Here is a 5,250-nt window from a genome sequence, read left to right as displayed (position 1 = left end):
CGGGATGGTAAGAAAAATATGAAAAAAGTCCTTTTCCCAAACAGGAAGGTGTAATAACTGATTGGCTATAGTAAGGCTTTTCTTATGAAGTATGTCGGGGGAGATATCGCTTCGGAGCCTGGGGTAGTAGGCTCGTATTTCCCTTTTCAACATAGTTTTTGCAGGTCAATTGGGGGAACGCCGCTCTCAAAACTAGTCCTTTGCGGCAACCGCAAAGTAGATTTTGAAAAACAGCATCAAAATGATGTACATCCCAATAGTAATGAGATAATTGTCCATGTAATGCGAATTTTATTTGCCTAAATATAACAAGAAAATATCTTAAAATCCTATTAACGGTTCCTTTTTATCGATGAAATGCACTTTTTTTATTAATTAGTTAACTATTGTTTAAGGTTAAAAAGGCAATTATTTAAACATAAAAGTACAAGCTGTTGAAAAACAATAGTTTATAAACATACACGATAAACCTTTCTTAAACAGAAGTTGCCTGATGCACCCTCTGAAGGCATAAAATCATAGGTCTGGGGAATTTCCCCGGAATTCCATTTTTAAATAAAATTACCTTTTACCTTTATGGTGCCCATCCTGTAAAGGGGATCCTTATGACCGAAGTACCCATTGAACTGCAGTTGAGTACCCTCCCGGATAGTCCTGGTGTTTATCAGTTTTATGACCGGGACGGGAAAATACTGTATGTGGGCAAGGCTAAGAACCTCAAGAAGCGGGTGGCCAGTTATTTCCACAAGACGCATGAACTGGGCAAAACCAGGGTAATGGTCAGGAAGATCAGGAGCATAAGGCATATTGTGGTCCCCACCGAGTCTGATGCGTTGCTCCTCGAAAATAACCTCATTAAAAAATATCAGCCGAGGTATAATGTGCTGATGAAGGATGATAAGTCCTATCCCTGGATCTGTATCAAGAACGAGCGCTTCCCAAGGGTATTTCCCACGCGTAAACTCATCAAGGACGGATCTGAGTATTACGGGCCCTATACCAGCATGAAAACGGTGAAAACCCTCCTGGAACTCATCCGCAGCGTATATCCCCTGAGGACCTGTAATTATGACCTGTCTAGCGAGAAGATCGCCGCAGGTAAGTTTAAACTATGCCTGGAGTACCATCTCGGTAACTGCAAGGGCCCATGCGAAGGGTTGCAAACTGCTGAAGAATACCATCAGCAAATAGGGGACATACGCGAGATTATCAAGGGGAACTTTAAATCTTCCCTGCACTATTTCAAAAAACAAATGAAGACGCTGGCAGCTGAAATGCGCTTTGAGGAGGCCCAGCGGATCAAGGAAAAGATCGAGGTTCTGGAATCTTACCAGGTTAAGTCTACTATCGTTAACCCCAGGATCAGCAATGTGGATGTGTTTGCCATCATTGCAGATGAGTCTTATGCCTACGTGAACTTCCTTCAGGTAGTGCATGGCGCCATAATACGATCCCACACCCTGGAGATCAAAAAGAAACTGGAAGAAGAGAACAAGGACCTATTGGAAATGGCCATTCTGGAGATACGGCAGAAATTTAATTCTCAGTCCCGCCAGATTTTTGTGCCCTTTCCCGTAACCTTATCCGAAGAAGTCAAAATAGTAGTGCCCAAGCAGGGTGACAAGAAGAAATTGCTTGACCTATCAGAGAGAAATGCCAAATTCTTCCGCCAGGAGCGGTTCAAGCAGGTCAGGATTACGGATCCGGACCGACACACCAACCGGATCATGGCTCAAATGAAGAAAGACCTGAGGCTTTCGGAAGAGCCCAGGCATATCGAATGCTTTGACAATTCCAACATACAGGGAAGTAATCCGGTAGCCGCCTGTGTGGTATTCCGCAACGGGAAACCGGCAAAAAAAGATTATCGTAAATTCAATATCAAAACGGTAACGGGTCCGGATGATTTTGCCTCTATGGAAGAAGTGGTTTTCCGAAGATATAAACGCTTGATGAATGAGGATGAACCGCTACCCCAGCTGATTGTGATCGACGGGGGAAAAGGGCAATTATCATCAGCCCTTAAAAGCCTGGAAGTGCTTGGGCTCAGGGGTAAGATCGCCATAATTGGGATCGCCAAAAGACTGGAGGAGATCTACTTCCCGGAGGATCCCATCCCACTTTACCTTGATAAAAAATCAGAAACCCTGAAGATCATACAGCAGTTGCGAAATGAGGCCCACCGGTTTGGTATCATCTTCCACCGTAGTAAAAGGAGCAAGGCAGCCATTAATTCCGAGCTGGAAAGCATAGAGGGGATTGGGGAGCGAACAGCAGAAGACCTGTTGAAAACATTTAAATCGGTTAAACGCATTAAAGAGGCGAGTATAGAGGACCTTACAAAGGCCATAGGGCTGTCTAAAGCAAAAAAGGTATATGAAACCTTCCATTAACCCGGGGAAATCCCTGCTGTTCTGTTTCCTGTTCCTGGCCTTCCTGGGAACAAAGTCACTTTTGGGGCAGGCACGGCAGATTTCGGAACGTCCTAAAGTGGGACTGGTTTTAAGCGGAGGTGGAGCGAAAGGACTGGCCCATATCGGGGCTTTGAAGGTCATAGAAGAATCCGGGGTAGAAATTGATTATATCGGGGGTAGCAGTATGGGGGCAATAGTGGGAGCCCTTTACGCTTCCGGATATTGTGCTACTGAGTTAGATTCCCTGTTCAGGACCACAGACCTCGCCGGGCTCATCCAGGATACTTTCCCCAGGGGAGCCAAATCGTTCTATGAGAAGGAAGATTCCGAACGCTATGCGCTTACCCTGCCTTTTAATGACTTTAGAATCACCTTCCCACAGGGCCTTTCCGGGGGTCAGAACATTTATACAAAACTAGTAGAACTGCTCTATCACGTGAGAAATGTGGATGACTTCAATAAATTACCCATCCCCTTTTTCTGTATGGCAACAGACATCGAGACAGGCAACGAGGTGATATTAAATCAGGGATACCTGCCAGAGGCTATCGCTGCCAGTGGTTCCCTGCCCTCCCTTTTCGAACCTATTGAAGTAGATGGGCGGATCTTGATCGATGGCGGTGTGCTGAACAACTACCCGGTGGAAGAAGTACGGGCTATGGGGGCAGATATTGTCATCGGGGTGGACGTACAGCACGGCTTGCGCGATCGGGAAGCCCTCGGCTCTGCCACAGAGATCCTCTTGCAAATCAACAACTTTCGCACGGTGGGGGCCATGAAGGACAAGGCCGGCTTAACGGATATCTATATCAAACCGGATATCGACAACTATTCGGTTATTGATTTTGACTTTAAGGAGGCTATCATTAAGGAAGGGGAAGAAGCGGCACGCCTAAATCAGCATGCTTTTACAGAATTGGCCAATAAGCAGGGGGACACTAAAAGGGAACACCAGCCCATTACTGCTCTGGATTCCCTTGTAGTCAACCGGTTGATCCTGGAAGGAAATGACAATTATACCCGGGCCTATGTAAAGGGTAAGCTCCGTTTCTCCCTGGGCGATCGTATCGCCTATTCCGATCTGACACAGGGAATTGGCAATCTGGCGGCAACCGGCAACTTTAGGACCATACGGTACAAACTCCGGTCCGAAGGCCTGGGTGAAGACTTGTTGCTCAGGCTACGGGAAAGCGAGGACAAAACCCTCCTCCGGGTAGGGGCGCATTACGATGACCTCTATAAAAGTGCGGCCATGATCAACCTTACCCGGAAGAATTTTCTGGTCAAGGATGACGTGGCGTCTTTTGACCTGATCCTGGGCGACAATATACGGTACTCGTTGCAGTATTATGTGGATAAGGGGTTGTACTGGAGTTTTGGTTTTAATTCCCGCCTTAATGAATTCAGCTGGGACGTCGATTATGGCGTTATCGAGTCCAATTTTACAGTGCCCCAGGATCCCAATATCAACAACATCGATTTTGAGATCACTGACTTTACGAATCAGTTTTACCTGCAGACAGTCCTCCGTGAAGAATTTGCCTTCCTGATCGGCATAGAGCATAAATTGCTGAAATACAGTACTACCACGCTCAGCGAAGTATTGCCGGAAGGGTCACTTGTTAGTCCGGACGAGGACAACCGGACCTTCTTTGAAAAGAGCAACCTCTACAGTACTTATGGGCAATTGGTTCTTGATACCTATGACGACCGGTATTTCCCTTCTAGAGGGGTCTATTTCAACGGCGATTTCCATCTATACCTTTTTTCCTCCGATTTTAATGACAACTTCAAGGAATTTTCCATTGCAAAGGCGAGAATGGGTGCCGCCTTTCCGCTTTTCGGTGATGTCTCCTTAAACCTGGAAACCGAAGGCGGCTTCAAGCTGGGGACCTCAAGGGTAACTTCCCTCGATTTTGTGCTCGGTGGGTTTGGGAACGACCTGATCAATAATTTTGTCCCCTTCTTTGGGTATGACTTCCTCAGCCTTCCCGGGAACAGTTATGTAAAGGCATATGCACGGCTCGATTATGAATTTTCCCCTAAAAACCACTTATTGTTTGCTGCCAATTACGCCAATGTGGAGGACGATATCTTCCGGACTGGGGAATGGTTTACGGCTCCGGATTTTTCAGGTTATGCCCTGGGGTATGGCTGGGAATCCTTCCTTGGGCCGGTACAGGTACTGTATTCCTGGTCACCTGAGGTAAGTTCGGGGAATTTCTTCTTCAGTGTGGGCTACTGGTTTTGATGTAATTGACCTGGACACAGGGGTTTTCAGTGCCCGGGTCCCTTCAGAAATTGCCAGTTTTTTACGATATTTGCAGCATAGATCATATCCCATGATACAAGCTGTCGTAGATATTGCCGCGCACTTCAGGGCCATGTGGTAGCCCTGCTCGATCCTAAACGGAAGGACAATTAAACATCTGCGTAAACACAAACAAAACTTCATTACAATATCATGGCTACATTAGACAATACTTCATTACACCTGCCCGTGGAGAACCCGGAAGCAGAAGACTTCCTTCCTTTACTGGGCACGGACCATGTAGAACTTTATGTGGGGAATGCCAAGCAGGCGGCACATTATTATATGTCGGCCTGGGGATTCCAGCCCCTTGCCTATGCGGGACTTGAAACCGGGCTCAAAGACCGGGTATCTTACGTGCTGCAACAGGATAAGATCAGACTCGTATTAACCTCCCCTCTGAAACCAGGAGGTGAGATTAATCGTCATATAGATTCCCACGGGGATGGTGTAAAGGCCATAGCCCTCTGGGTAGACGATGCAACCAAGAGTTACAAAGAAACTACTTCCCGCGGGGCGGAGTCT

General features: G+C 46.7%; 3 protein-coding genes. All 3 read left to right on the top strand.

Annotation, left to right across the window (positions count from 1 at the left end; translation table 11 throughout):
* Nucleotides 1–605 precede the first annotated feature (605 nt).
* On the top strand, nucleotides 606–2,393 hold the full coding sequence (uvrC, locus tag AC4E7D_RS11335; RefSeq protein WP_490173905.1) for an excinuclease ABC subunit UvrC: 1,788 nt from the start codon (nucleotides 606–608) through the stop codon (nucleotides 2,391–2,393).
* Nucleotides 2,377–4,665, top strand: a complete 2,289-nt coding sequence (locus tag AC4E7D_RS11330) for a patatin-like phospholipase family protein (protein WP_490173904.1) — start codon at nucleotides 2,377–2,379, stop codon at nucleotides 4,663–4,665. The genes uvrC and AC4E7D_RS11330 overlap by 17 nt, the downstream gene beginning before the upstream one ends.
* A gap of 213 nt (nucleotides 4,666–4,878) precedes the next feature.
* On the top strand, nucleotides 4,879–5,250 hold a 372-nt coding region (locus AC4E7D_RS11325; RefSeq protein WP_490173903.1), incomplete at its 3' end, for a VOC family protein.

Source organism: Lentiprolixibacter sp. (assembly GCF_982873095.1).
Note: the sequence above shows the minus strand (reverse complement) of the source record. Positions and strands in the feature narration are given on the sequence as shown.